Raw genomic sequence first — 25,065 nt, 5'->3', positions numbered from 1 at the left:
GATGACGGTTCGTCGGACAGTGGTCGTCGGTGCGGGCATCGTGGGTCTGTCCACCGCGTGGTTTCTGCAGGATCGAGGCATCGAGGTCACGGTGCTCGATCGAGTCGGCGTGGCGGGTGACGCCTCGTGGGGCAACGCCGGGTGGCTCGCGCCGGCACTGACCCTGCCGCTACCCGAGCCGGGGGTGCTGCGTTACGGCTTGCGCTCGATGTTCCGGCCGTCGTCGCCCGTCTACGTGCCGCCCACGACGGATGTGCGGTTGCTGCGCTTCCTCGCCGACTTCGCCCGGCACTGCACGAGACGGCAGTGGACGTCGTCGATGAAGGTCTTCGCGCGCGCCAACCGCCTCGCCCTCGATGCCTACGACGATCTCGCCCGCGGGTCGGGCGACACGATCGTCACCGAACCGACGCGGGTCGCCGATCCGTTCCTCGCGGCGTTCACCTCGGACGACGACCGTCGGCTGCTGGTCGAGGAGTTCGAGCACGCGCGTGCCGCCGGCAGCGAGATCGACTTCGACCTGCTCGACACCGACACGCTGCATTCGCTCGAACCGCTGCTCGGGGACTCGGTGCGGGTGGGTCTCCGGATCCGGGGGCAGCGGTTCATCGATCCGCCGCGGTTCGTCGCCTCGCTGGCGCACGCGGTCCGCGCCCGGGGTGCGGAGATCGTCACCGACGTCGACGTCGAGGAGGTGCGCGACACCGGTCGCGGGGTGGATGTCGTCGTGGCCGGTGGGCACTCGCGGTCGGCGGATGCGGTGGTACTCGCGAACGGAGCGTGGCTCGGGTCGCTCGCCCGGCCGTTCGGCGTGCGCACGCAGGTCCAGGCCGGTCGCGGCTACAGCTTCAGCGTGCGGCCGCCGAGCCTGCCGAAGAACCCGGTCTACTTCCCGGCCCAGCGGGTGGCGTGCACACCCCTCCAGGACCGTTTCCGGGTCGCGGGAATGATGGAGTTCCGCAGTCCCGACGCCCCGCTCGACCCGCGACGCATCCGGGCGATCGTCGACGCGACCCGTCCGCTGTTGCGTGAGGTCGACTGGGAGGGGCGCAGCGAGGAGTGGGTGGGCTCACGGCCGTGCACGGCGGACGGGCTCCCGTTGATCGGCCGCACCCGTTCGGATCGGGTGTACGTCGCCGGCGGGCACGGGATGTGGGGTGTGGCGCTCGGTCCCCTCACCGGACGGCTGCTCGCCGGGTCGATGACCGGCGAGCCGGATCCGTTGCTCAGGTCGTTCGATCCGCTGCGCTGACCGGTCCGGGTTCGAGACGGTCGCGCACGCGGTCGAACCATTCGAGGACGGCCCGTTCGTAGAGGATGCCGAAGTCGAGGGTCGCCGCGGCGTGCGGCGGGAGGATGTCGGCCGCCGCCTGCTGTTCGTAGGCGGCGAGCTGCTCCTCGTGTCTGCGGCGATGCTCGGCGAGCATCGAGGCGAGGCGCTCGGGCGAGAGGTGATCGCCGAAGGCGACGGTCAGCAGCAGCGGATGGCGGATGTTCTCATCGCCCGGTTCGCGGTCGATCCATTCGGCGAAGGCCGTGCGTCCGGCCTCGGTCAGCAGGTAGGGCTTGCGGTCGCGCGGGCCCTTCTCCCCTGCCTCGATCAGTCCCTGCCGTTCCATCGCGGCCAGTTCCCGGTAGACCTGGCTCGTCGTCAGCGACCAGAACTTGCCGATGCGCGCCTGTGCGGTGGACACCACCGGCCCCGGTATCGCGACATCGCCGCTGCGCGTCTCCGATGCCGAGCGCGAAACGATCGTGGAGGAGCTCGGGCGCCATCTCACCGCCGGACGGTTGACGATCGGCGAGTTCGACGAGCGTGTGGCCCGGGTCTACCGCGCCGTGACGCAGGACGACGCCGGCGCCGTTCTCGCCGACCTGCCGTCGACACTCGTTCCCACCCCGTCCCCGCCGGCCGGCAAACCGTTCCCACGTCTGCGCCTGCCGCTCCACCAGCGCATCGAATGGGGAGCATGGGCCACCGTGGGATCGATCAATCTCGTGGTGTGGGCACTGGTCTCGCTCGGAACGGCCTCGTCGATCTACTTCTGGCCGATCTGGGTCGTCGTTCCGTGGGGCATCGTGCTGGCGGTGCGCACCGCGCTCGGGGTCGAGGGCGGGCCCGGCCGCCGCAGTGTGCCCGGTGGCGCGAGAACAATGGTCCGGCGGGTCCGACCTGTCTGCAATAGTCGGGACCAGCCGTGCCCATCCCGGGCATCCCGCACGCCGGAGACGGAGCTGCCGATGTTTCTTCTCGACGACAGGCTGGTCTTCGGCGCCGGAGATCTCACCCGCGCCGCCTCGTGCGAGTTCGCAGTGCTCCGCAACCTCGACTCGACGCTCGGTCGGCTCCCGCGCCCCGACACCGAACCCGACGCAATGCTCGACCGTGTCGCCGCACTCGGCGGCCGCCACGAGCAGCGCGTCCTCGACCGCTTCCGCGCGCAGGTGGGTGCGGAGAAGGTCGTCGAGATCGCCCGGCCCGAGTACACCGCGCAGGCGCTCACCGAGGCGGCGCAGGCCACCCTCGACGCCGTCCGGGCCGGCGCGCCCGTCGTCTATCAGGGCGCTTTCTTCGACACCGGTTCCTCCGACACTGCCCCAGATCCGCTCGGCATGATCGGCTTCTCCGACTTCCTCGTCCTCGAGGACGACGGCTACGCCGTCTACGACAGCAAACTCTCCCGGCACGCGAAGGTCGAGGCCCTGCTCCAGCTCGCCGCTTACGCGGACGCACTCGCGCGCACCGGGACGACGGTGTCCTCGCACGCGCATCTCGTCCTCGGCGACGGCTCGATCGCCTCCTACCCGCTCGCGGAGATCATGCCGGTCTATCGGCACCGACGCGCCTGCCTCGAAACCCTTCTCACGTCGCACCGCGCTGCCCCCGGGCCGGTGCGGTGGGGAGCGGGTGGGCACACCGCCTGCGGTCGCTGCGACGACTGCACCCCGGAACTCGAACGTCACCGCGACCTGCTGCTGGTCGCGGGGATGCGCAGTACCCAGCGGCTGCGGCTGATCGAGGCGGGCGTGTCGACCATCGACGACCTCGCCGCATGCGCGGCACCCGTCGACGGGATGGCGCGCCGCACCTTCGACGCCCTGCGCGCCCAGGCACGGGCGCAGCTCGAGGAGGAGAGGCGGGACAGTCCCTATGCGGAGGTCTACGACGCCACCCCGCTCGGCATCCTGCCCGCGCCCGACGAGGGCGACATCTTCTTCGACTTCGAAGGCGACCCACTGTGGTCCGAGGGCGGCAGTTCCGAGTGGGGACTCGAGTACCTGTTCGGCGTCGTGGAGGGACCGGCCGACGCACCGATCTTCCGGCCCTTCTGGGCACACGACCGCGAGCAGGAGCGGCAGGCACTGCTGGACTTCCTCGACTACGTCACCGACCGCCGGCGTCGCCACCCGAGGATGCACGTCTACCACTACGCCCCGTACGAGAAGACGGCGTTGCTGCGGCTGGCCGGGCGCTACGGCGTCGGCGAGGAGATCGTCGACGACCTGCTGCGCGAAGGTGTGCTCGTCGACCTGTACCCCGTGGTGCGCAACTCGATCCGGGTGGGTGCCCGGACGTACGGACTGAAGAAACTCGAACCGCTCTACACCGAGGAGAGCGAGGCACGCGACGGCGATGTCGCCGACGCGGGCGCCTCGATCGTCGCGTACGCCGACTACTGCGCACTGCGCGACGCCGGGCACCTCGAGGAGGCGGAACGCGAACTCGCGTCGATCGCCTCCTACAACGAGGCCGACTGCATCTCCACCCTGCGTCTGCGCGACTGGCTGCTCACCCACGCCCGCGACCACGGCATCTCCCCCACCGAGACGACCCACGACGAGGCCGCTCCCGACGCGCAGGCGCACCCCGTCGAGACGAAACTCCTCGAATACGTCGGCGGTGCACTGGCGGGCGACCGCACCCCAGAACAGCAGGCGGCCGCACTCGTCGCCGCGGCCATGGGCTACCACCGGCGCGAGCGGAAACCTTTCTGGTGGGGACACTTCGATCGTCTGGCGACGGCTCCCGACGAGTGGGCGGACGCCCGCGACACGCTGGTCGCGGCGACGTGCACACTCGAGACCGACTGGCACAAGGCCACGCCCCGCCGGCGACTGCTCCGGCGTCGGCTGCGCCTCGCGGGCGAGTTCGAGCCGGGCAGCACATTGCGCGCCGGGCAGGACGTCTTCCTGTTGTACGACGCTCCGGGACCGGACGGACTGCCCGACGGCGGCACCGGGACGCGCGCGTGGTCGCGCGGCGCGGTCGTCGAACGCACCACGGGGACGGACCATCCCGACGTGCTCGTCGTGGACGAGTCGCTACGGACGGACGAGGAGTACTCCGTGCTACCGGTGGCCGTCACTCCCGGCGCGCCGATCTCGTCGAAGAACATCGAAGCGGCGATCGCCTCCGCCGCCGAGGCGATGTGCAGCGAGTTGCCGGCTCTGCCGTCGACCGCGGCGGTGGACGTACTGCGCCGCATCCCTCCCCGCCTGCGCTCCGGTGCCGTGCTGCCGCCGCTCGGCGACGACGCGGTCGGCACGATCGTCACGACCGTTCTCAACCTGGAGAATTCGTACCTGGCGGTGCAGGGCCCACCCGGCACCGGCAAGACGTACACCGGGGCCCGGGTGGTGGCGGCGCTCGTGAACGAGCACGGCCGGCGCGTCGGCGTGGTCGCGCAGTCGCATTCGGTGGTCGAGAACATGCTGGCCGGGATCGTCGCCGCGGGAGTGTCGCCGGAACGGGTCGCCAAGGCGAAATGCCAGAGCCCCGATCCGACGTGGACCGCCTTCCCTGACGCGAAGTCCCTTGCGGCGCATATCGGTACATCCGCCACCGGCTATGTGGTGGGCGGAACGGCCTGGGACTTCACGAATCCGAACTGCATCGAGCCCGGCAGCCTCGACCTGCTGGTGGTCGACGAGGCCGGTCAGTTCTGTCTCGCCAACACCATCGCCGTGGCCACGGCGGCGTCGAATCTGCTGCTGCTCGGCGATCCCCGCCAACTGCCGCAGGTCTCGCAGGGCACCCACCCCGAGCCGGTCGACGAGTCCGCCCTCGGATGGCTCGCCGAAGGGCACGGTGCGTTGCCCACCGATCGCGGCTACTTCCTTCCGGTGACCTGGCGGATGCACCCGAATCTGTGCGCGCGGGTGTCCGAGCTGTCCTACGAGGGACGACTGCAGTCGAAGTCCGAGATCACCACGCGCCGCGCGCTCGACGGCGTCCCGCCCGGCGTCCGGCTCGTGGAGGTCGCGCACGAGGGCAATGCGACCTGCTCGCCCGAGGAGAGCGCCGAGATCGTGCGCGCCATCGCGGCCGTGCTCGGCTCGGCGTGGACGGACGACGCCGGCTCCCCGCCGCGACCTCTCGGCGAGGAGGACGTCCTGGTGGTCGCACCGTACAACGCTCAGGTCACCCGCCTACGGCAGGATCTCGCCGCCGCGGGTCTGCACCGGGTCCAGGTGGGCACCGTCGACAAGTTCCAGGGCCGCCAGGCGGCGATGGTGTTCGTGTCGATGACGGCCTCCGCCGTCGAGGACGTGCCGCGGGGCATGTCGTTCCTGTTGTCCCGCAACCGGTCGAACGTGGCCCTCTCACGCGGCAAGTGGTCGGCGGTGGTCGTCCGGTCCGGCGCCCTGACCGATCACCTCCCGTCGACACCGGACGGCCTGATCGAACTCGGGGCGTTCATGCGGCTGACCGGAGCCGACCCGACCGGGGCGTGACCGCACTCACATCGTCCGTTAGGATCGACGACGATCCTGTTACCTCCGGTAGCAGATACACGGGACCCGGTCCCCCGGAGAAGACCCGGTCCCCCGAGCACAGGAGTACACGTGTCGAAGACCCTCGAGGCCACGATCGAGATCACCGCCTCCCCCGAGCAGGTGTGGCGCGTGGTGTCCGATCTGAAGCGGATGGGCGAGTGGAGCCCGCAGTGCCGTCGGATGATCGTGCGCGGTGGGCCGGTGTCGGCCGGCACCACCACGATCAACATCAACAAGAAGGGGCTGCTGGTGTGGCCCACGACGTCGAAGGTGATCGACTTCGAACCCGGCCGTCGCCTGAGCTTCCGGATCAACGAGAACCGCTCCATCTGGTCGTTCACCCTCGAACCCACCGCCACCGGCACGCGGGTCACCCAGCGGCGCGAGGCGCCCACCGGGACCAGCAAGGTCTCGCAGACCCTGGTCAAGTATGTTCTCGGCGGCACCGAGGCGTTCGACGACGAACTGACGATGGGGATGAACGCGACTCTCGCCCGCCTCAAGAACGAGATCGAGGCGGCCGCGCGGGTCTGACCTTCCCTCCTCGGCTCACGTACGCTGGAGTGCCTGTGGACCGACAGGACCCGCCCGCGAGACGGGCGGGTTCCCTGCGGTCCCGGACCACCGATCGCCAGCGATAAGAGGAGCCCGTGGCCCGTAAGCCGACGCCCGCCGGAACACCCCCCACTAGCGGGGTAGCCCACATGGTCGACCTGGTCAGGCATGTCGTACCGCCCATGCATCCGGGCGGCATCCCCTTCGTCGCAGCTCCGCTGGCCGTGGCGACCCTCGGCCGCCGCAAGCCCTGGCTGCGCCGCGCCGGTCTCGCATCGGCACTGGCGTGCGCCACCTTCTTCCGGCACCCGCACCGCGTGCCGCCGAACCGCGCCGGAGTGGTCGTCGCTCCCGCCGACGGTGAGATCGCTCTCGTCGACCATGCCGTGCCGCCCGCCGAACTCGGGCTCGGCAGCGAGGAGCGCCCCCGGGTCAGCATCTTCCTGTCCGTCCTCGACGTGCACGTGCAACGCAGCCCCGTCGGCGGCACCGTCCGCTCGGTGGTCCACACCCCGGGCAAGTTCCTCTCCGCCGATCTCGCCGACGCGAGCGAGGTCAACGAGCGCACCAGCATGCTGATCGAGACGCGCGACGGCGCCGAGGTCGCCGTCGTCCAGATCGCCGGGCTGCTGGCACGGCGCATCGTCAACGACGCGCAGATCGGCGACACCCTGCCGATCGGCGACACCTACGGCCTGATCCGCTTCGGATCCCGGGTCGACACCTACCTGCCGGTCGGGAGCACCCTGCTGGTCGAACGCGGGCAGCGCACCATCGGTGCCGAGACCGTCCTCGCTCAGCTGCCCACGGTGTCGTGAGTCCGCACACGCAGGGTTCGCGTGCGGTCGCGACCGGGCGGTCCCGCAATCGGCCCAACGTCGTCCGCCTGCTGCCGAGCGTCATCACGGTCCTGGCGTTCTCCGCCGGACTGTCGGCGGTGAAGTTCGCGCTCGACGGACAACTCGGCACCGCGCTCGGCATGATCGGCGCCGCGGCCGTCCTCGACTCGCTCGACGGTCGCATCGCCCGCATGCTCGACGCGACCAGCAAGATCGGCGCCGAACTCGACTCGCTGTCGGACGCCGTCGCGTTCGGTGTCGCCCCGGCGCTCGTGCTCTACGTGACGTTGCTCGACGGCAGCCCCTTCGGCTGGATCGTCGCCCTGCTCTACGCAGTGAGCCTCGTGCTGCGACTCGCGCGCTTCAACACCCTGCTCGAGGACGACAGCGTCCCCGCCTACGCACGCGAGTACTTCGTCGGCGTGCCCGCACCGGCGGCCGCCCTCATCGCGCTCGCACCCGTCGCCGCCCACATCCAGTGGGGCGACGGCTGGTGGACCGCCTACGGGCTGGTCGCGGTGTGGATCCTCGGGACGGCCGGGCTCGCGATCAGCCGCATCCCGACCTTCGCGATGAAGTCGGCGTCCGTGCCCGCGCGACTCGCCGTGGCGCTGCTCGTGCTGGTCGCGATGGCGGCGGCCGCGCTGGTCACCTATCCGTTCATCCTCATGCTCGTGCTGGTCGCGGTCTACCTCGCGCACATCCCCTTCGCGGTGCGATCGCGGCGCTGGGTCGCGGCCCGGCCCGAGACCTGGGACATCAAGCCCTCGGAGCGACGCGCACTGCGTGCCCGCAACCGCGCGCAGCGTCCGCGTCGTGTCGCCGCCCGGCGTGTCGCCACGTCGGCGAGATCTCAGGCGCGACTCGGGCTGCGCCGTCCGCGAGGACGATGACATGCACGACCCGCGAGGACGCTAGTGACGTTCTAGGCTCGGCGGGGTGACGACCCCACAACTCTCACTCACCGTCCGGCTCAACACCTCCGCCGCCGACTCGCGGCGCGGTGTCGTGCGTCTGCACCCCGAGGCGCTGGCCGCGCTGGGCCTGCGGGAATGGGACGCGATCGCGCTGGTGGGAGCGCGTCGCACGGCGGTCGTGGCGGGTCTCGCCCCGGCCGGCACCCCGACCGGCACGATCCTGCTCGATGACGTGGTGCTGTCGAACACAGGCCTGAAGGAGGACGCGACGGTCGTCGTCGCGCCCGTGACGGTCTACGGCGCGCGCACGGTGACGGTCACCGGGTCCACCCTCGCGCGGCAGTCGATCCCGGAGACCACCCTGCGTCAGGCGCTGCTCGGGAAGGTCCTCACCGTCGGCGACGCGGTGTCGCTGCTCCCCCGCGATCTCGGACCGGGCACGAGCAACGCCGAGACGACGCGGGCACTGTCGCGGACGTTCGCGATCGCGTGGACCACCGAACTGCTCACCGTCTCCTCGGTCGATCCGGCCGGACCGGTGAGCGTGCAGCCGAACACCGCCGTCGTGTGGGGCGGTGACCCGGGTGCCCTGCCGTCCTCCGTGCCGTCCGCTTCCGGATTCGTCTCGTCGGGGTTCGTCGCCTCCTCCCCCGCGACCGACCGTCCCGAATCGGCCCCCGCCACGCCTCCGCCACCGCCGGTCGAGGATCTCGTGGGTGTGCAGGTCCAGGTCGCGAAGCTCTCCGAGTGGCTCACCCTCTCGCTCGACGAACCCGAACTGCTGCGCACCCTCGGCGCGTCGCCGCATCTCGGGGTGCTCGTCACCGGTCCCGCCGGGGTCGGTAAGGCGACCTTCGTGCGCTCGGTGGTCGCCGACCGGCGTCTGGTCGAGGTCGACGGGCCGGGCGTGGGTGCACTCGCCGCCGACGAGCGGCTGCGCCGGATCTCCGCGGCGGCCGAAGCGGTGCGCGGTGGGGGCGTCCTGCTGCTCACCGACGTCGATGCCGTGCTCCCCGCCGACACCGAACCCGTCGCGACATTGATCCTCGACGAGCTGCGGCGGGTGGTCGACACCGAGGGCGCGGTGCTGATCGCGACCACCGCGCATCCCGACGACGTCGACTCCCGGCTGCGTGCCCCGGAGATCTGCGACCGCGAACTGTCCCTGCCGCTGCCCGACGGCGCGACCCGCCGCGCCCTGCTCGACGTGCTGCTGCGCTCGGTGCCGTCCACCGGTCTCGACCTCGCCGCCGTCGCGGGTCGCACCCCCGGTTTCGTCGTCGCCGACCTCGCGGCGCTGTGTCGCGAGGCGGCACTGCGCGCGGCGTCGCGGGCGAACCGCGACGACGACGAACCCTCGCTCGTCCAGGACGACCTGCTCGGCGCGCTCGAGGTGATCCGTCCGCTGTCGCGATCGGGTTCCGAGGAGCTGGCGATCGGCAGCGTGAGCCTCGACGACGTCGGCGACATGGTCGAGACGAAGCAGGCCCTGACCGAAGCCGTCCTGTGGCCGCTGCAGCATCCCGATTCGTTCGAGCGTCTCGGTGTCGATCCGCCGCGCGGTGTGCTGCTGTACGGCCCGCCCGGTTGCGGCAAGACCTATCTCGTCCGCGCTCTCGCCGGCACGGGACGTCTGAGCGTCCTCGCCGTCAAGGGCGCCGAACTGATGGACAAGTGGGTCGGTGCGTCGGAGAAGGCGGTGCGCGAGTTGTTCGAGCGTGCCCGCAACTCGGCACCGGCGTTGGTGTTCCTCGACGAGATCGATGCTCTCGCACCGCGCCGCGGGCAGAGCTCCGATTCCGGGGTGTCCGACCGGGTCGTCGCGTCGCTGCTCACCGAACTCGACGGTGTCGAGCCGCTGCGCGACGTCGTGGTGGTGGGAGCGACCAACCGGCCCGACCTCATCGACCCGGCTCTGCTGCGTCCCGGCCGGCTCGAACGTCTCGTGTTCGTGCCGCCGCCGGACGCCGAGGCCCGGGCCGCGATCCTGAAGACCGCGGGCCGATCGGTACCGCTCGACGACGACGTCGACCTCGACGACCTGGCCGCCGGACTCGACGGCTACTCGGCCGCGGACTGCTCGGCGCTGCTGCGCGAGGCCGCGCTCGCGGCGATGCGGCGCAACGTCGACGCCGCCGTGGTCACCGCCGAGGACGTCGCGGTGGCCCGGGAGAAGGTGCGCCCCTCGCTCAATCCCGTGCAGGTCGCTCATCTGCAGGCCTACGCGGAGGGCCGTTGAGATGGCCGTGACCACCGCGGTCCGCGTCGCCGGACTGGCAGCCGTCCTCGCGGCCTTCCTCGCCGCCGGGGTCGCGATCCTCGTCCCGGCCGCGGGCGAATCGGTCCTCCCTGAGGGTGCGCGCAGCGAATGGGCACCCGTGGTCACCGCCGCGCTCGCCGTTCTCTCGGCGGCCGGGCTGCAGCGGACCGGCTCCCGACGTACCGCCTGGATGCTGGCCGCCGCCTCGATCGTGGTCCTCGGGTCGATCCGCTATCTCGTTCCCGCCGGCATCTCGGCCGACAGCCTGACGGTCGTCGGATGGGTGATCGCCGCGATCACCGGTGTGCTGCTCGGAGCGGCGACCGCGGGCTCGTGGGGTTCGGCGACCGGTCAGTGGGCCCTGCTCGCCGGTGGGTGGGCGGCCTTCCTCACCGCCGCGGCCGTCGGTTCCGAGGTCCCCGTGGAGGCCATGCGCTGGACGGTTCCCCAGTGGGCGCTGGCCTTCGCACTCGTGGCAACGGTCGCCGCCGCGCTGACGGTGCCTGCCGGGATGCGCGTGCAGCGGGCCGATCCGCGGTTGCTCGCGATCATGGTGACCGCCGCGGTGGTGCTCTCGGTGGGCTACCGACTGCTGGGTGAATTCGTGGGTTCCCGCGCGAGCGACACGGGTGTGCTCCTGTGGCTGGTCGCCGGTGGGGCGCTCGCGGTGGCGGTCGTCGGTGCCGAGATCGTCGCGCGCCTCGTCCCGCCCGGAGACGACCGGTTCGTCCTCGCGGTCACCGGGGCCGTGGCCGCGGCGTACCCCGTCCTCGTCGAGTTGTGGTCGGGTATGCAGTCGGCGACCGTGCCGTGGTGGGTGCTGCTCGTCGCGGTGGCCGCCGTGGTCGCCGGGGTGCGGCTCTCCCCCTCCATGCCGTACGCGCTTCCCGGGCTGATGCTCGCCGCGTCGATCTCGGCGGCGACGGTGTGGTGGCCGGCGGAGATCGGCGAGGGAATCCCTCTTGCGGTGCGGGTGGCGCTCGTCGCGCTGGGCACCGGTCTCGCACTCGGGGCATCGTTGCCGGGCTCGGCGTCCGTCGCGGCTCTCGGCCTGGCGCTGCCGGTGCCGGCGACGGCCGTCGTCGGGGCGGTGTGGATGCTTCCGGCGGATGCGCAGTGGTCGGCGCTCGCACTGTTTACCGCGGCCGTGATCTGTGCGTGGCAGGTGCGCTAGCGCTCTCACCTCCCCGATTCGCAAGCGTGCGAAGACAACCGTTAGGATGTGCACGATCCGTTTTGCCCGATGACGGCGAGCGGCGTGCATGTCGGGGCGATCCCCGTTTCGGCGGTGTGCCGTCCGCTGTGACGACAGCGAGTCCCACGGCCCGCAGTCAGTTTCACCCCGCCGACAGGCCCGACCCCGACGGAGTGCCTTTTGATCGCCATACTCGTTGCCCATGCGGTCGCTGCCCTTCTGGCGCCGCTTCTGGTCCGAGTCATGGGGAGAAATGCATTCCTGCCGCTCGCGGTGGTGCCCCTCGCGAGTCTCGGCTGGGTCGTCACCAACTGGGGAACCGATCAGAAACTGCAGATCGCGTGGGCCTCGACGCTGTCGATGAATTTCGATCTGCGCTTCGACACGCTCGCGGCGATCATGTGCGTGCTCGTTTTGGGCATCGGCTCGTTGATCCTGCTCTACTGCTCGCGCTATTTCGAGGACGACGAGCCCCGCCTGGGCTTGTTCGCCGCCGAGATGGTCGCCTTCGCCGGCGCCATGTTCGGTCTGGTGGTCAGCGACAACATGTTGCTGCTCTACACCTTCTGGGAACTGACGACCGTCCTGTCGTTCCTGCTCGTCGGGCATTACGCCGAACGCGCTTCGAGTCGCCGTGCCGCCACCCAGGCCCTGCTCGTCACCACGGCCGGTGGTCTGGCGATGCTGGTCGGCATCATCATCCTCGGCGAGACGGTCGGCAGCTACAACCTGTCCGACGTCGTCGCGGCGGCACCTCACGGATGGCTCGCCGGCGTCGCCGTGGTGCTCGTGCTCGTCGGCGCACTGTCGAAGTCCGCCGTGGTCCCGCTGCACTTCTGGCTGCCCGGCGCGATGGCCGCCCCCACCCCGGTGTCCGGATATCTTCACGCCGCGGCGATGGTCAAAGCCGGCATCTACCTCGTGGCCCGGCTCGCACCCGGCTTCGCGGACAGCGCCGCGTGGCGGCCGATCGTCATCGGTCTCGGTCTCGCGTCGATGATCCTCGCCGGCTGGCGAGCGTTCCGCGCCTTCGACCTCAAGCTCATCCTGGCCTTCGGCACCGTCAGCCAGCTCGGCTTTCTCACTGCGCTGGTGGGTACGGGCAGCCGGGAAGCGGCCCTGGCGGGCCTGGCGATGGTGATCGCCCACGCCCTGTTCAAGGCATGCCTGTTCATGGTGGTCGGCATCATCGACCACTCCACCGGCACCCGCGACATCCGCAAACTCGCGCATCTCGGCTCTGCCGCCCCCTACCTGATGGTGATCGCGATACTTGCGGCGGCGAGCATGGCCGGTCTGCCGCCGTTCACCGGTTTCGTCGCGAAGGAAGCCGCGCTCGAGTCGTCGCTGGTGGCCGAGGTGCTCCCCGAATGGGCGCGGATCGCCATGACTGCGGGCATCGTGGTGGGCTCGATCCTCACCCTCGCCTACAGCATCCGGTTCATCTGGGGCGCCTTCGGTCGTAAGCAGCTCAAACGTCCGAGCCCCGCGGTGCAGAACCTGCACGCGCCCGGCCCGCTGCTGCTCACCGCCCCGAGCGTCCTCGCGTTCGCCGGTCTCGCCGCGGGCTTCGCGAGCTCGTGGATCGACCATCTGATCACCCCCTACGCCGACGAGCTGCCCACCGAACTCGACAAGCCCTACCACCTGGCGTTGTGGCACGGATTCTCCTTGCCGCTGGGTCTGACCGGCGTGGTGATCGTGGGCGGCACGGTCCTGTTCCTCGCGCACCGCACCATCGCGCGTCTGCGCTTCGAGCACCCGCCGCTCGGAAATGCCGACCGGATGTACGACGCGACCCTCCAGGGCATGGACACCCTGTCCCTGCGCCTGACCGCCTTCCTGCAGCGCGGTTCGCTCCCTCTGACCCAGGCGACCATCCTCATCACCCTGGTGGCGCTCCCGACGGTGCTGATGTTCTTCTTCGGGCTGAGCACGATGCCGTCGACGCGCGCGTGGGACTCGATCTGGCAGCTCGGGGTGGGGTTGATCATGATGGCCGCCGCGATCACCGCGACGGCCCTGCGCAACCGTCTCGGCGCAGTGTTGGTCGTGGGCGTGACCGGTTACGGGCTCGGGGTGCTGTTCGCCCTCCAGGGAGCTCCCGACCTCGCGCTCACCCAGTTCCTCGTCGAGACCGTCACCCTCGTGATGTTCGTGCTGGTCCTGCGCAAGCTGCCCGCCGAGACCGACCCGGCCGCGGTGATGGGCAGCAAGTTCGCCCGCGCGATGCTCGGCATCGCCGTGGGCGCGGTGGTCGCCGGGATCGGCGCCTACGCCGTCGCGGCACGCACTACCGATCCGATCTCGCTGCTGCTGCCCGACGCCGCCTACTACGGCGGTGACGGCAAGAACATCGTCAACGTCCTGCTCGTCGACATCCGCGCCTGGGACACGCTGGGCGAGATCTCGGTGCTGCTGGTCGCCGCGACCGGCGTGGCCAGCCTGGTCTTCCGCACCCGCCGCTTCGGCACCGCCCCGCGTGTGGCGGACGCACCCGCGGCGCAGCTCGACGCGGTCTCCGCCAGCAACGAGACGACCTGGCTGCTCGGCGGCGATCTCATCGATCCGCGCTACCGATCGCTGGTCCTCGAGGTCACCACGCGACTGGTCTTCCCCACCATGATGATCCTGTCGGTGTACTTCTTCTTCTCCGGGCACAACGCGCCCGGTGGCGGTTTCGCGGGCGGTCTCGTCGCCGGTCTCGCGCTGGTGTTGAGGTACCTGGCCGGCGGACGCTACGAGCTCGGAGAGGCGGTTCCCATCGACGCCGGCAAGATCCTCGGCATCGGACTCACCTTCGCCGCGGGCACCGCACTGGTGTCGATGTTCCTCGGCGCCCCGGCGCTGTCGTCGGCGACCCTCGAGCTCACGCTGCCTCTGCTCGGCGACATCAAGCTCGTGACCGCACTGTTCTTCGACCTCGGTGTGTACCTCATCGTCGTCGGACTGGTCCTGGACGTGCTGCGCAGCCTAGGTGCTCGCCTCGACGCCGAGACCGTGGGTGAGCGCCGATGACCGCGAACATCACGCTCCTCGCCGTCGTCGGTGTGCTCGTCGCGGCCGGTGTGTACCTGCTGCTCGAACGCAGCATCATCAAGATGCTGCTGGGCCTGCTGCTGGCCGGCAACGGAATCAACCTGCTGCTGCTCACCCTCGGCGGCCCCGCAGGTCATGCACCCATCGTCGGTGTGGAGAGCGACGTCGAGCCGGACATGGCCGATCCCCTCGCGCAGGCGATGATCCTCACCGCGATCGTCATCACGATAGGTGTGGCGGCGTTCGTGCTGGCACTGACCTACCGCTCCTACACCTACCGCGCACGGGACGAGATCGAGAACGACCCCGAGGACACCCTCGTGTCGCAGCGGCGCAGTCTCGCCGATCTACCGTCGCGAGACCGCTCCGACGACCCGCTCACCGGTATCCCGAGCAAGAGCGGCGACGCCTTCGACGCCGCGGGCAACCCGATCCCGCTCGATCAGCTCAAGAACATCGAGGACATCGAGGCGTACGAGGATCTGCACGACGGCGACTTCGACGACCCCACCGACTCGGCCTACACGCAGAACCAGGGGGGGACGGACGAGTCCGGCTCTGCCGAAGATTCGGGCGGGGCCGGCTCTATCGAGGATGCCGAGGACGCCGACGAGGACGTCCGCGCGGACGATCCCGACCCCGAGGCCCCCGACCCTGCCGAGGACGAGCGGACCGGAGACGACGAGAAGAACGGGAAGGAGGATCGCCGATGAACCCGAGCGTCGCGAACCTCGTTCCCCTCCCCGTCCTCATCCCCTTGCTCGCCGCAGCCGCAACCCTGATCGTCGGCCGCCGTCCGCGCGTCCAACGGTGGATCACCGTCTTCGCGCTGGTCGCCTCGCTCGTCGTGTGCGTGGCGCTGCTGTACTACGCCGACGCCGACGGCATCGCGGTACTGCAGATCGGTGGGTGGGAGGCGCCGATCGGCATCTCGCTGGTCGTCGACCGATTGTCGGCGTTGATGCTGGTCGTCTCGGCGATCGTGCTGCTGTCGGTGATGCTGTACGCAGTCGGCCAGGGTATCCACGACGGCAACGAGCAGCAGCCCGTCTCGATCTTCCTGCCGACCTATCTCGCACTCACCGCGGGTGTCAACATCGCCTTCCTCGCGGGCGACCTGTTCAACCTCTTCGTCGGCTTCGAGGTGCTCCTCGCCGCCTCGTTCGTCCTGCTGACCCTGGGTGCGAGCGCCGACCGCGTCCGCGCGGGCGTCTCGTACGTCATGGTCTCGATGGTCTCCTCGCTGGTCTTCCTCGTGGGCATCGCCTTCGCCTACGCAGCCACGGGCACTTTGAACCTCGCCCAGATGGCACTGCGGATGGACGAGATCTCACCGGGCACCCGGGCCGCGATCTTCGGTGTATTGCTCGTGGCTTTCGGTATCAAGGCCGCGGTCTTCCCGCTGTCGTCGTGGCTGCCCGACTCCTACCCCACCGCGCCCGCACCGGTCACGGCCGTCTTCGCCGGCCTGCTGACCAAGGTCGGTGTGTACGCGATCATCCGGGCGCACACCCTGCTGTTCCCGGGCGGCGAACTCGACGACGTCCTGCTCGTCGCGGGTCTGCTCACGATGATCGTCGGCATCCTCGGCGCGATCGCGCAGAACGACATCAAGCGTCTGCTGTCGTTCACGCTCGTCAGCCATATCGGCTACATGATTTTCGGTGTCGCTCTGTCGTCGCAGACCGGTCTCGCGGGCGCCGTCTACTACGTCGGCCACCACATCCTCGTGCAGACCACCCTGTTCCTCGTGGTGGGTCTCATCGAACGCCAGGCCGGGTCGGCGTCGCTGCGACGCCTCGGCAGCCTCGCGCTCATGTCTCCGCTGCTGGCGGTCCTGTTCCTCATCCCGGCGCTCAACCTGGGCGGTATCCCGCCGTTCTCCGGGTTCATCGGCAAGGTCGCCCTGCTGCAGGCCGGCGCGGAGGACGGTTCGGTCCTGGCCTGGGTCCTCGTCGGCGGTGGTGTCGTGACCAGCCTCCTGACGCTGTACGTCGTCGCGCGTATCTGGACGAAGGCGTTCTGGCGGGCACGCGCCGACGCTCCCGAGGGCGATCTCGCGGACATCGGCCCCTCGGCGCTGATCGACGAATCCGCCACCGACATCTCCTTCGAGGAACGCCCGGACGTCGGCCGGATGCCGGCCGCGATGCTCGTCCCCACGGTCTGGCTCGTCGCGATCGGTGTGTCGTTGACGGTCTTCGCCGGTCCCCTGCTCGACATCAGCAACCGTGCCGCGGAGAACCTGCGCGACCGCACGGTGTACATCGAGGCCGTGCTGGGGGGTGAGCAGGAATGATGAAACGCGCCAACGTCCTGCGCATGTTCGTCGTGGGATGGACGACGCTGGTCTGGGTCCTGCTGTGGGGCACCTTCAGCATCGCCAACATCCTCGGCGGTGTGGTCGTCTCGCTCGTCGTCATGTTCGTGCTGCCGCTGCCGCGTGTACCCGTCGAGGGTCGCGTGCACGTCTGGTCCGCGATGCGGCTCGGCGTGGTGATCTTCGGCGAGACCATCCGCTCGACGATCAACGTGGCATGGCTCGCGATCCGGCCGTCCCCGCCGCCGGTCACCGGCGTGCTGCGCTGCCGGCTCACCATCAAGTCCGACCTGGTGCTGACACTGTGGACGGACATCATGAACAACATCCCGGGCACCATGGTGCTCGAGATCGACCAGGTGCGGCGGATCATGTACGTGCACGTCCTCGACGTGGGTACCGACAAGGCCGTGGCCGACTTCTACCGTTCCGCCCGCCTCATCGAGCGTCTTCTCATCCGGACGTTCGAACGCGAGTCGGAATGGCAGGCCAGCCCCTGGCGCAGCGGAACGGAGGAACTGACGTGACCGTGACACTGGCGATCGCGGGGGCACTGCTGTTCGTCTCCGCAATCCTGATCACCTACCGCGTGATCGCGGGCCCCAACTCCCTCGACCGGCTCGTCGGCGTCGACGCCCTGCTCGCGCTCGGCATCTGCGGCATCGCGATCTGGGCGGTGTACACACGCGACACGTCGGTGCTGCCCGCCACCGTGGCCCTCGCCCTGGTCGGCTTCATCGGGTCGGTGTCCGTGGCTCGATTCCGGGTGCGTGACGAAGGATGACGACGATCATCGACACCTTCGCCCACCTCCTGATCCTCATCGGGGCGGTCATCTCGTTGACCGCTGCGATCGGCGTGGTGCGTTTCCGCGACACCCTGTCGCGCATGCATCCGGCCACCAAGCCGCAAGTGGTGGGTCTGTTGTTCGTGCTGGGTGGCGCGATGATCATCCTGCGCAGTTCCGTCGACATCTGGATGATGGCGCTGGCGGGCATGTTCATGGTCCTCACGGCACCGGTGATCGCGCACCGCGTCGGTCGCGTCGCCTACCGGGAGCAGCTCGGTCGCGACGGCCTGCTCGACGAGGACGCTCCCGGCGGTGCGTGACAGGTGACGAGGAGCTGACGGCCGGGACGTCCTCGGACGATCACTCCTTCAGTTCCTGCACGAGCGAGTCCACCACCGCGACGAGATCGCCGTCCGTCCGTTCCGCGAGCCGGCGCTGACGCTGATAGGACGCTCCCCGCACCGGGATGTCCGCAACTCGCGCGAGTTCGTCGGCGCATCCGAGCCGTACCGCGGTGGGCATGATCTGCTCGAGCAGATCGTTCAGGTCGTCGGTGACGAGCCGTTCGGTACACACCGGGTCGAGGATGACCTCGGCATCGAGTCCGTACCGCGCCGCACGCCACTTGTTCTCCTTGACGTGCCACGGTTGCAGCACAGGAAGTTCCTCACCGCGCTCGAGACGTTCGTCGAAGTAGACGACGAGTGAATGCACGAACGCGACGAGGGCGGCCAGTTCGGCGCGGTTGGTGATGCCGTCGAAGACCCGGACCTCGAGGGTGCCCCATTTCGGCGCGGGCCTGATGTCCCAGTGCATGCCTCCGGGATGGCTGATGACACCGGACTCGAGCTGGTCGGCGATGAATTTCGCGTACTGCGGCCAGTCGGCGAAGTGATAGGGCAGGCCGGCAGTCGGCAGCTGCTGGAACATCAGCGCACGGTTGCTCGCGTAGCCGGTGTCGTAGCCCGCCCAGATCGGCGACGAGGCCGACAACGCGAGCATGTGGGGATATTTCACGAGCATGGCGTTGAGGATCGGGATGATCTTCTCCGCGGAGGAGACTCCCACGTGGACGTGCACTCCCCAGATGAGCATCTGCCGTCCCCACCAGCGGGTGCGGTTGATCATCTCCTCGTAGTCCGGGGAGGGTGTGACGGTCTGGTCGGTCCACTGCGCGAACGGATGGGTGCCGGCACACATCAGGTCCACTCCGAGCGGATCGGCGGCGCGGCGCAGCAACGACAGCGACTCGGACAGATCGTCGACGGCCTCGGCGACGGTGTCGTGTACACCGGTGACGAGTTCGACGGTGTTGCGCAGGAACTCTTTGGTCAGCCGCGGGGTCTCCCCGGCGATCTCCTCCACCCTGTCGAAGACGACCGCCGCGCTGTTCGAGAGATCGCGGGTGGTCTTGTCCACCAGAGCGATCTCCCATTCCACGCCGATCGTGGGACGAGGTGATCCCGGAAACGCGACTGCCACGTCTCGATCCAACCACAGGGCCCCGCCGACGGATGTCCGTCGCGGGGCCCTGTGTCAGGAATTACCCGGGTACCGAGCTTCAGGGGATTCGAACCCTGCTCACCCGATGACGCCGCAGGCGAGGCGGGCGCCGAGGTTGTCCTGGTGCACGACCACAGAGGCGCCGTCCTCACCTTCGAGGTCCTCGAGGCCGAAGGCCGAGGTGGTGACGGTGGCGGTGGCGGTGCCGTCCTCGTGGACGACGAGCGAGACCAGGTCGCCGCTCTCCGGGACGGAGGTGTTGCCACCGGCCTGCAGGTGGGCACCGGCCGACAGGAAGGCGCCGGGCTCGCCGCCGTTCGGCGCGGTGGACTGGGGCTCGCAACGGCCGAACTCGTGGATGTGGACACCGTGGTAGCCGGGCTCGAGACCCTCGACCTCGATGGTCACCTCGACGTCGCCGCCGTTCTCGGCGAACGACACGGTGCCGGCCGACTCGCCGTCGACCGTGGTGAGCTCCGCGGTGAGCGCAGCAGCGGAGGCGGAGCCACCGGCGTGCGACTCGCTCCCACCCTCGGTGCCGTGGTCGTCGCCGTGGGCCTCGGAAGCGGGCGCGGCGGATCCCGTCCACACCGGCGGAGTCGTCCCCGGCTCGGTGCTCGCCTCCTCGCTGTTCGAGCACGCAGTCAGGCCCACCGCGGCGATCGCGACGATCGGGGCCAGAGCACGCCAGGACATGCGACGGGTGGAACTGGAGACCATCAAACCGCTCCTTCGAAGTGCCGAAAAGTCACCCGATCATAACCGGGCGTCTCCGGCGACCACCCGGTGGCGGACCGACACGGTTCCGGCGCTAACGCGAAGTGACGATGACGATCACTCCGGGGGCGGCGTCGCGGATGCCCTCGAAGCGCGGTTGCGCGGTGACACCGAGCGACTCGGCGACGGCTGTCGCGGTCTGCTGCTCTCCGGGAGACGACCCGTAGAACACCGAGGTCTGCTGGAGCAAGCCCTCGCTGTAGTTGCCCGTTTCACTGATGGTGTACCCCTCGTCCTCGAGGTAGGCCGCGGTCTGCGCGGCGAGGCCCGCGACCTCCGAGTTGTTGAACACGCGCACCGGTGCCGTCGCGGAGGCCGAGGTGTCGGACGCGAACGCGGTTCCGCTCCCCACGGGCATGGAAGGAGCCGAAGACACGGCCGTGGTGGTGGTCGCACCGTCCCCGGCGTCGGACGTGCCCCCGTTCGCGGCAGCGGGCGCGGGCGCGGTGGGCACCGCGGCCGAGCGCGTGGACGGTGCGGCCGGCGCAGCAGCGGTCGTCGTCGTGGGTGCCGCCGCGGGAGCGGGTTCGTCGTCGGAATCACCGAGCGAGGCGAAACCGAGACCGGCGAACAGGATGCCCAAGGAGATCAGGACCATCGCGAACGCACGCAGAGGCGGTCCCGAGGGTGCGGGCGCGCGGCTGGGGATCTCGGGGGTTCTGCTCACGACCTCGACCATAGTTGCCCGAGCACACGCAGCGCTGCCGACCGGCCGCGCGTGTCGATATCGCATTATCCGGCCCGACGGCCGCCCGTCTAACGGGTGTCGAAACCGAGCCGGCGGGCCGCGCGGGCCTTCTGACGGCTCGCACGCAACCGCCGCAGCCGCTTGACCAGCATCGGATCGGCGGCGAGCGCCTCGGGACGATCCACCAGAGCATTGAGCACCTGGTAGTAGCGAGTGGCGGAGAGACCGAAGAGTTCCTTGATGGCGTCCTCCTTGGCACCGGCGTACTTCCACCACTGCCGTTCGAACGCCAGGATGTCGAGATCGCGACGGCTCAGGCCGTTCGCCTCGTCGCCGGTGGGTTCCTGCGCGGATGCGCCGTCGCCCTGCTGGGACACGAGATCGGACCGGTCGTTGCCGTGCGCTGCTGCGCCGTCCATTTCCCTCCTCGACTGACTGGATCACACCGTGACGAAGAGTCCTTGCGTCTCGGCGGAAGTCATTCAATCACGGGGTGGGGACACATACCGGTTCGAGAACGCCGCGAGTCGATCCCATTATCCTGTGTCACCATGGCCATTCTTCCCATCGTCATCGTCGGCGACCCCGTCCTGCACAACCCGACCCGGCCGGTGACCGAGTCACCCGCCGAACTCGCTCAGCTGATCGCCGACATGTTCGAGACGATGGACGCGGCCAACGGCGTCGGCCTCGCCGCCAACCAGGTCGGTGTGGACAAGCGACTGTTCGTCTACGACTGCCCCGACCGCGACGAGTCCGGCAAGGTCGCGCGCCGGCGTGGCGTCGTCGTCAACCCGATCCTCGAGACCTCGGAGATCCCCGAGACGATGCCCGACCCCGAGGACGATCTCGAGGGCTGCCTGTCCGTGCCGGGCGAGAACTTCCCCACCGGTCGCGCCGACTGGGCGAAGGTCACCGGTACCGACGAGAACGGTGAGCCCGTCGAGATCGAGGGCCACGGATTCTTCGCTCGCATGCTGCAGCACGAGGTCGGGCACCTCGACGGCTTCCTGTACGTCGACGTTCTGATCGGGCGCAACGCCCGCGCCGCGAAGAAGACCATCAAGCGCGCCGGATGGGGCGTCCCGGGCCTGACCTGGCTCCCGGGTTCGGTGGAGGACCCGTTCGGCCACGAGGAGGACGACTGACGAGGCGACCGGCGAACCGTCGATGACGACCGACCGTCCGGCCCCGTCCGTACCCCTCGGTACCCGGGTGGTGCTGCGGTACCGCCTGCCCGCCGGCTACAGCCACCCGATGACCGATGTCATCGGTGAACTCGTCTCCGTCGAACCGGTGGTCGCGGTGCGCACCGCCGACGGTCGTGTCGTCCAGGTGTCCCCCACCTCGGTCGTCGCGCTCAAGCCGATCGCGGCGCGGCCGATCCGCGTCTCGGAGATCCGCGCGCTCGAGCACGCCGCCGCCGCGGGGTGGCCCGGTCTCGAATCGGCCTGGGTGGACGGCTGGCTCGTGCGCGCCGGACACGGTTTCACCCGGCGCGCCAATTCGGCAACGCCGCTGGGTGAACGCGGCTCCGTGGCGGACCCCGCCGATCCGGCGGTGCGCGCCCGGCTCCGTGAATGGTTCGCGGCACGCGGATTGCCGCTGCGGCTGCTGGTGCCCGATCGACTCGCCCGCATCCCCGAGGGGTGGCCGACCTCGGAGCCGGTGCTCGTGATGGGCGCCGACCTCGCGAACATCCCCTTGCCGCCGGAGCCCACCCCGATCACGATCACCGAGCGGCCGGACGCCGACTGGATGTCGCTCCACCGCGCCGACGCCGACCCGCTGCTCGCGCAGGACGTGCTCGGCTCGGTGGCCGCGGGGATCCTCGGGTTCGGCCGCATCGGTGCACCCGGGCAGCCGCCCCTGGCGATCTGCCGCGCGGCGATCACCGATGCGCCGGACGGACGCCGCTGGGTGGGTCTGTCGACCGTCGAGGTCGCTCCCGAACACCGGCGTCGCGGACTCGGCACACTCGTGTGCGGTGCCCTGCTGCGCTGGGCACGCGAGCACGGCACGACCCACGCATATCTGCAGGTCGAGGAGTCGAACACCGCGGCGCGCGCCCTGTATCGCGAACTCGGCTTCGTCGACCACCACCGCTACCGATACGCCTCCGAACCCGTCGGATAGGTCGCCTACAGTGGGCGTGTGCGCCTTGCTACCTGGAATGTGAACTCCGTCCGTGCCCGTACCGACCGCATCCTCGACTGGTTGCAGCGAACCGACACGGATGTGCTCGCGATGCAGGAAACCAAGTGCAAGGACGAGCAGTTCCCGTACGAACGCTTCGAGGAACTCGGCTACCGCGTCGCGCACGTCGGACTGAGCCAGTGGAACGGTGTGGCCATCGCGTCGCGCGTGGGCCTCGACGACGTGCAGATCGGCTTCGAGGACCAGCCCGGTTTCTCCAAGGACCCGGAGGTCGATCCGGCGCTCGAGGCGCGGGCGATCGGGGCGACGTGCGCGGGTGTGCGCGTGTGGAGCCTGTACGTCCCCAACGGCCGCGACCTCAACGACCCGCATTACACCTACAAGCTCGACTGGCTCGCCAAGCTGCGCGCCGACGCGCACGCCTGGGCCACCGCAGCGCCCGGGCAGCCCATCGCGCTGGTCGGCGACTGGAACGTCGCCCCCACCGACGACGACGTGTGGGATCCGGCCTTCTTCGAGGGCAAGACGCACACTTCGCAGCCCGAGCGCGACGCCTTCCACGCGTTCGCCGACGTCGGCTACACCGACGTCGTCCGTCCGTACGCGCCCGGCCCCGGGGTCTACACCTACTGGGACTACACCCAGCTGCGCTTCCCCAAGAAGCAGGGCATGCGGATCGACTTCGTCCTCGGATCACCGGCCTTCGCGGCACGGGTGACGGGCGCCGAGATCGACCGCAACGAACGCAAGGGCAAGGGCGCGAGCGACCACGCACCGGTCGTCGTCGACCTCGACCTCTGAGCAGGTCCCGCGTCGGGTGGACCGCCCGCACAGGCATCAGGCCTTGCGGGCAGGCACCTTGCGCTGCGGCTGCTTGCGCCGGGTCTCTTTGCGGTGGGGGTCCGTGCGCGGCAGCTCGAGAGCCACGACGACGTCGCGGTAGTTCTCGTGCGACGACACGAATCGCTGCACATAGGTGCACACCGGCCGCACCCGCCAGCCTCGGCTGCGAGCGAGATCGAGCGAACCACCGACGAGGACGGCCGCGAGACCCCGATGACCGAAATCCTCGACGATCACGGTGTGCATGAAGTCGACGACCGGCGGGTTCGGCGCCGGAACGCGTTCGAAGTCGTAGTACGCCAGGATGCCGACGAGATCGCCGTTGAGGCGCAGTTCGAACCGGTTCTGGTCGGCGTTGTCCGACACGGCGAGGTCCGGCGAACTCGTGTTCATGAGCGCCTCCAATAGGGGTGTTGCGTGATCGAACTGTGACCTGTGCCACTATAGAGCAACGAGGCGACCACCGGCAGCAACGCTGTCGTGTTTCGCAAAGTGCACCCGCCTCAGCGCCTCCCGGCCGTGTTCGAACACACCCTCGGTAGGGTGTCCGCGTGGACCTTCTGCCCCTGTCGCCTCGAGGCGAGACCCCGGTTCGAGCCCTCACCATCGCCGGCACCGACTCCGGAGGCGGAGCCGGCATCCAGGCCGATTCCCGCACGATGGCGATGTGCGGTGTGCACGCATGCGTCGCGGTGGCCGCCGTCACCGTCCAGAACTCCGTCGGCGTCCGCGGGTTCCACGAGATCCCCGCCGAGACCGTGGCCGACCAGGTGCGGTGCGTGGTCGAGGACATCGGGGTGTCCGCAGCGAAGACGGGCATGCTCGCCTCCACGCAGATCATCGAGGCCGTCGCACAGGTGTGCTCCGAGGTGGGCATCGGCCACGACATGGAGGTACCGCTCGTCGTCGACCCGGTCTGCGCATCGATGCACGGCGACCCGCTGCTGCACTCCGACGCGCTCGACGCGATCCGCGGGGTGCTCATCCCCCTCGCCACCGTCGTCACCCCGAATCTCGACGAGGTACGGCTGATCACGAGCATCGAGGTCGTCGACGACGCGTCGGCCCGGCGCGCCGCCGAAGCGCTCCATGCGCTCGGCGCCCAGTGGGTGATCGTCAAGGGCGGTCATCTGCGCAGCTCGGAGAAGAGCACCGACCTGCTGTTCGACGGCGACCGTTTCCTCGAGTTCAGCACGCCGCGCATCGAGACCGGCAACGACCACGGCGGCGGCGACACGCTCGCAGCCGCGATCGCGTCCGCCCTCGCGCATGGCCGGTCGGTGCCCGAGGCAGTCGAGTTCGCGAAGGAATGGATCACGAAGTGCCTCGAGTGGTCCTACGACCTCGGTCACGGCCACGGCCCGGTCAACCCGTTGTGGAGACTGCACGAGCGCTGATCGCGCC

The 25,065-nt window shown here is 69.7% G+C and carries 21 protein-coding genes and 2 pseudogenes; 17 read left to right on the top strand and 6 right to left on the bottom strand.

Annotation, left to right across the window (positions count from 1 at the left end):
* Position 1: 1 nt before the first annotated feature.
* Positions 2-1,252 carry an NAD(P)/FAD-dependent oxidoreductase gene (locus ACQR3U_RS05570; RefSeq protein WP_230809920.1) on the top strand — a complete coding sequence of 417 codons (1,251 nt, stop codon included), beginning with the start codon at positions 2-4 and terminating at the stop codon, positions 1,250-1,252.
* On the opposite strand, the pseudogene ACQR3U_RS05565 reads toward ACQR3U_RS05570, so the two are convergent.
* A pseudogene (locus ACQR3U_RS05565) lies at positions 1,227-1,697 on the bottom strand (PadR family transcriptional regulator); the annotation flags it as partial. The gene ACQR3U_RS05570 and the pseudogene ACQR3U_RS05565 sit on opposite strands and share 26 nt — an antisense overlap.
* Between ACQR3U_RS05565 and ACQR3U_RS05560 the strand changes: the two are divergent.
* The 12 genes and pseudogenes from ACQR3U_RS05560 (at position 1,687) to mnhG (ending at position 18,013) form a co-directional block, all read left to right on the top strand.
* Positions 1,687-5,736: a TM0106 family RecB-like putative nuclease gene (locus ACQR3U_RS05560; RefSeq protein WP_269601322.1), complete on the top strand. Its 4,050-nt coding sequence runs from the start codon at positions 1,687-1,689 to the stop codon at positions 5,734-5,736. The pseudogene ACQR3U_RS05565 and the gene ACQR3U_RS05560 sit on opposite strands and share 11 nt — an antisense overlap.
* Before the next feature lie 111 nt (positions 5,737-5,847).
* Positions 5,848-6,312, top strand: a complete 465-nt coding sequence (locus ACQR3U_RS05555; RefSeq protein ID WP_006553630.1) for an SRPBCC family protein — start codon at positions 5,848-5,850, stop codon at positions 6,310-6,312.
* A 116-nt stretch (positions 6,313-6,428) separates the two neighbouring features.
* Positions 6,429-7,151 (top strand): phosphatidylserine decarboxylase, encoded by a 723-nt coding sequence (locus ACQR3U_RS05550; protein WP_024101805.1) that lies wholly within the window; start codon positions 6,429-6,431, stop codon positions 7,149-7,151.
* On the top strand, positions 7,148-8,065 hold the full coding sequence (locus ACQR3U_RS05545) for a CDP-alcohol phosphatidyltransferase family protein (RefSeq protein ID WP_230809918.1): 918 nt from the start codon (positions 7,148-7,150) through the stop codon (positions 8,063-8,065). The genes ACQR3U_RS05550 and ACQR3U_RS05545 overlap by 4 nt, the downstream gene beginning before the upstream one ends.
* A 46-nt stretch (positions 8,066-8,111) precedes the next feature.
* Positions 8,112-10,328: an AAA family ATPase gene (locus tag ACQR3U_RS05540; protein WP_230809917.1), complete on the top strand. Its 2,217-nt coding sequence runs from the start codon at positions 8,112-8,114 to the stop codon at positions 10,326-10,328.
* A gap of 1 nt (position 10,329) precedes the next feature.
* On the top strand, positions 10,330-11,523 hold the full coding sequence (locus ACQR3U_RS05535) for a hypothetical protein (RefSeq protein ID WP_230809916.1): 1,194 nt from the start codon (positions 10,330-10,332) through the stop codon (positions 11,521-11,523).
* Between the two features lie 201 nt (positions 11,524-11,724).
* Positions 11,725-14,562, top strand: coding sequence for a Na+/H+ antiporter subunit A (locus ACQR3U_RS05530; protein WP_039958406.1), 2,838 nt, complete (start codon positions 11,725-11,727; stop codon positions 14,560-14,562).
* Positions 14,559-15,101: pseudogene (locus ACQR3U_RS05525) on the top strand (Na(+)/H(+) antiporter subunit C); the annotation flags it as partial. The gene ACQR3U_RS05530 and the pseudogene ACQR3U_RS05525, both read left to right, overlap by 4 nt.
* 191 nt (positions 15,102-15,292) lie before the next feature.
* Complete coding sequence (locus tag ACQR3U_RS05520; RefSeq protein WP_006553638.1) at positions 15,293-16,882, top strand: Na+/H+ antiporter subunit D; 1,590 nt, start codon at positions 15,293-15,295, stop codon at positions 16,880-16,882.
* A complete protein-coding gene (locus ACQR3U_RS05515) occupies positions 16,882-17,430 on the top strand; it encodes a Na+/H+ antiporter subunit E (protein ID WP_033096175.1) in 549 nt (182 codons plus the stop codon). The genes ACQR3U_RS05520 and ACQR3U_RS05515 overlap by 1 nt, the downstream gene beginning before the upstream one ends.
* Complete coding sequence (locus ACQR3U_RS05510; RefSeq protein ID WP_006553640.1) at positions 17,427-17,687, top strand: monovalent cation/H+ antiporter complex subunit F; 261 nt, start codon at positions 17,427-17,429, stop codon at positions 17,685-17,687. Before ACQR3U_RS05515 ends, ACQR3U_RS05510 begins: the two co-directional genes overlap by 4 nt.
* The gene (mnhG, locus tag ACQR3U_RS05505; protein ID WP_006553641.1) at positions 17,684-18,013 is read left to right on the top strand and encodes a monovalent cation/H(+) antiporter subunit G; all 330 of its coding nucleotides are present in this window, start codon (positions 17,684-17,686) and stop codon (positions 18,011-18,013) included. Before ACQR3U_RS05510 ends, mnhG begins: the two co-directional genes overlap by 4 nt.
* Positions 18,014-18,053: 40 nt before the next feature.
* On the opposite strand, the gene ACQR3U_RS05500 is transcribed toward mnhG, so the two are convergent.
* From ACQR3U_RS05500 to ACQR3U_RS05485, 4 genes are all read right to left on the bottom strand, one after another.
* Positions 18,054-19,175, bottom strand: coding sequence for a glutamate--cysteine ligase (locus tag ACQR3U_RS05500; RefSeq protein ID WP_039585476.1), 1,122 nt, complete (start codon positions 19,173-19,175; stop codon positions 18,054-18,056).
* A gap of 99 nt (positions 19,176-19,274) precedes the next feature.
* Positions 19,275-19,916 carry a superoxide dismutase family protein gene (locus ACQR3U_RS05495; RefSeq protein ID WP_019291110.1) on the bottom strand — a complete coding sequence of 214 codons (642 nt, stop codon included), beginning with the start codon at positions 19,914-19,916 and terminating at the stop codon, positions 19,275-19,277.
* A 91-nt stretch (positions 19,917-20,007) separates the two neighbouring features.
* Positions 20,008-20,652 carry a LytR C-terminal domain-containing protein gene (locus tag ACQR3U_RS05490; protein WP_006553644.1) on the bottom strand — a complete coding sequence of 215 codons (645 nt, stop codon included), beginning with the start codon at positions 20,650-20,652 and terminating at the stop codon, positions 20,008-20,010.
* A gap of 77 nt (positions 20,653-20,729) precedes the next feature.
* Positions 20,730-21,080, bottom strand: coding sequence for a DUF3263 domain-containing protein (locus ACQR3U_RS05485; RefSeq protein ID WP_006553645.1), 351 nt, complete (start codon positions 21,078-21,080; stop codon positions 20,730-20,732).
* Positions 21,081-21,212: 132 nt separating this feature from the next.
* On the opposite strand from ACQR3U_RS05485, the gene ACQR3U_RS05480 reads away from it, so the two are divergent.
* From ACQR3U_RS05480 to ACQR3U_RS05470, 3 genes are read left to right on the top strand one after another with little or no spacing between them, the layout of a single operon-like run.
* Entirely contained in the window at positions 21,213-21,809 is a 597-nt protein-coding gene (locus ACQR3U_RS05480) for a peptide deformylase (protein WP_006553646.1), read from the top strand.
* Positions 21,810-21,831: 22 nt separating this feature from the next.
* On the top strand, positions 21,832-22,797 hold the full coding sequence (locus ACQR3U_RS05475) for an N-acetylglutamate synthase, CG3035 family (RefSeq protein ID WP_006553647.1): 966 nt from the start codon (positions 21,832-21,834) through the stop codon (positions 22,795-22,797).
* A gap of 18 nt (positions 22,798-22,815) precedes the next feature.
* A complete protein-coding gene (locus ACQR3U_RS05470) occupies positions 22,816-23,619 on the top strand; it encodes an exodeoxyribonuclease III (RefSeq protein ID WP_006553648.1) in 804 nt (267 codons plus the stop codon).
* Between the two features lie 36 nt (positions 23,620-23,655).
* Here the strand turns inward: ACQR3U_RS05470 and ACQR3U_RS05465 are convergent, their stop codons facing one another.
* The gene (locus ACQR3U_RS05465) at positions 23,656-24,054 is read right to left on the bottom strand and encodes a GNAT family N-acetyltransferase (RefSeq protein WP_019291107.1); all 399 of its coding nucleotides are present in this window, start codon (positions 24,052-24,054) and stop codon (positions 23,656-23,658) included.
* A gap of 158 nt (positions 24,055-24,212) precedes the next feature.
* Between ACQR3U_RS05465 and thiD the strand changes: the two genes are divergently transcribed.
* On the top strand, positions 24,213-25,058 hold the full coding sequence (thiD, locus tag ACQR3U_RS05460) for a bifunctional hydroxymethylpyrimidine kinase/phosphomethylpyrimidine kinase (RefSeq protein WP_230809915.1): 846 nt from the start codon (positions 24,213-24,215) through the stop codon (positions 25,056-25,058).
* Positions 25,059-25,065 lie beyond the last annotated feature (7 nt).

The sequence above is a fragment of the Rhodococcus sp. IEGM1339 genome (assembly GCF_050321925.1).
GTDB lineage: Bacteria > Actinomycetota > Actinomycetes > Mycobacteriales > Mycobacteriaceae > Rhodococcus > Rhodococcus pyridinivorans.
The sequence above is the reverse complement of the archived record's forward strand: the minus strand, read 5'-3'. Positions and strand labels throughout refer to the sequence as shown.

Excerpts from the sequence above, each read along its gene's own strand:
- ACQR3U_RS05570 (WP_230809920.1), top strand. The coding sequence starts at position 2 with ATGACGGTTCGTCGGACAGTGGTCGTCGGTGCGGGCATCGTGGGTCTG.
- ACQR3U_RS05535 (WP_230809916.1), top strand. The coding sequence starts at position 10,330 with ATGGCCGTGACCACCGCGGTCCGCGTCGCCGGACTGGCAGCCGTCCTC.
- ACQR3U_RS05520 (WP_006553638.1), top strand. The coding sequence starts at position 15,293 with ATGAACCCGAGCGTCGCGAACCTCGTTCCCCTCCCCGTCCTCATCCCC.
- ACQR3U_RS05515 (WP_033096175.1), top strand. The coding sequence starts at position 16,882 with ATGAAACGCGCCAACGTCCTGCGCATGTTCGTCGTGGGATGGACGACG.
- mnhG (WP_006553641.1), top strand. The coding sequence starts at position 17,684 with ATGACGACGATCATCGACACCTTCGCCCACCTCCTGATCCTCATCGGG.
- ACQR3U_RS05495 (WP_019291110.1), bottom strand. The coding sequence starts at position 19,916 with ATGGTCTCCAGTTCCACCCGTCGCATGTCCTGGCGTGCTCTGGCCCCG.
- ACQR3U_RS05490 (WP_006553644.1), bottom strand. The coding sequence starts at position 20,652 with ATGGTCGAGGTCGTGAGCAGAACCCCCGAGATCCCCAGCCGCGCGCCC.
- ACQR3U_RS05485 (WP_006553645.1), bottom strand. The coding sequence starts at position 21,080 with ATGGACGGCGCAGCAGCGCACGGCAACGACCGGTCCGATCTCGTGTCC.
- ACQR3U_RS05480 (WP_006553646.1), top strand. The coding sequence starts at position 21,213 with ATGGCCATTCTTCCCATCGTCATCGTCGGCGACCCCGTCCTGCACAAC.
- ACQR3U_RS05475 (WP_006553647.1), top strand. The coding sequence starts at position 21,832 with ATGACGACCGACCGTCCGGCCCCGTCCGTACCCCTCGGTACCCGGGTG.
- ACQR3U_RS05465 (WP_019291107.1), bottom strand. The coding sequence starts at position 24,054 with ATGAACACGAGTTCGCCGGACCTCGCCGTGTCGGACAACGCCGACCAG.